Annotated in this window: 1 protein-coding gene and 1 pseudogene; both read right to left on the bottom strand. The window is 71.4% G+C overall.

Translation table 11 applies throughout. The features are described from left to right. Positions 1-387 (bottom strand): annotated as a pseudogene (locus B3611_RS08380) (DUF3151 domain-containing protein); the annotation flags it as partial. Positions 388-465: 78 nt separating this feature from the next. Further along, the gene (locus tag B3611_RS08375; RefSeq protein WP_291314630.1) at positions 466-1,056 is read right to left on the bottom strand and encodes a Maf family protein; all 591 of its coding nucleotides are present in this window, start codon (positions 1,054-1,056) and stop codon (positions 466-468) included. Between the last annotated feature and the right edge of the window lie 78 nt (positions 1,057-1,134).

The following is a 1,134-nucleotide window of genomic DNA, read 5'->3' as shown; positions in this document are numbered from 1 at the left end:
AGCCCAGAAGCTTTTCGACGCTCCCCGGATCCGCGTCGGAGAGCATCTGACGGCACCGGTCGTACTCCGCCTCGTCACCGATTTCGCGGGAGGCGAGCGCCAGCATCGCGATGGCGCGCAGCACACCCTGGTTGGGCTCGTGGCTCATCGGCACCGGCCCCCAGCCCTTCCACCCATTGGCGCGCAGGCGGTCCAGGGAGCGGTGGTAGCCGGTGCGGGCGTAGGCGTAGGCGACGATCGGGTCGCCATCCGCCAGCTCCTTCTCCGCGCGGGTGGCCCACACCGAGGGGGANNGAGGGCCGTCTCGCGCGAGAGGAGATCCTGGCCCGCGGCGGGGTCTTCGGGGAGCTTGACGGGCGGGGGAGCGAGCATGTCGTTGATTTCCATGGGGCCCACCCTAGCCAAACCGGCGGCCGCGGAGCCCCGCGCGAGCGGGCCGATGCGGGGGTTCGGGAACCAGCCCGGTCAGCCCCAGAACGCCGAGGCGTCCAGCCCGAAGCTGTAGAGGGCGCGCCGCAGAAAGGGCATGGACAGGCCGATGACGCTGGTGGGGTCGCCCTCGATGGAGTCGATGAACCAGCTGCCCAGGGTCTCGAGGGTGAAAGCCCCGGCGCACTGCAGCGGCTCGCCGGAACGGGCGTAGGCCTCGATGTCGGCGTCCGAGGCTTCCCCGAAGCGGACCGTCGTGGCAACCGTCCCGGTGACCCATTCACCGTGGTAGTGCACGGCGTGTCCGGTGAGGAGGTTCGCGCTGCGGCCGCGCTGTGCGCGCCAGCGCTCGATGGTGGCCTCCACGGTCAGGGGCTTGCCCTGCAGCTTCCCGTCGAGGAGCAGCATGGAATCGCAGCCGACGGTGATGTCATCGGGGAAGTCACCCGCTACGGCACCGGCCTTCGCGCGGGCGAGGGCGGCAACGGCGTCGGCGGGGGAGGCGTCCGCGTGGGCGTCGAGAAGCGAGTGCTCGTCGATGTTGGCCGGGCGGAGGACCGGGGTGACCCCGCCCTGTTCGAGGAGCATGCGCCGCGAGGGCGACTGGGAGGCGAGGACGAGGCGCATCAGAAGTAGGTGACGTTGGCGAACGCGCCGGGGTTGAACACGTCCGGGTGGCGCAGGGAGGAGGGGCGGCCCCAGAGG

Source organism: Corynebacterium sp. UBA2622, assembly GCF_002339505.1.
Lineage (GTDB): Bacteria > Actinomycetota > Actinomycetes > Mycobacteriales > Mycobacteriaceae > Corynebacterium.
The sequence above is the reverse complement of the archived record's forward strand: the minus strand, read 5'-3'. Positions and strand labels throughout refer to the sequence as shown.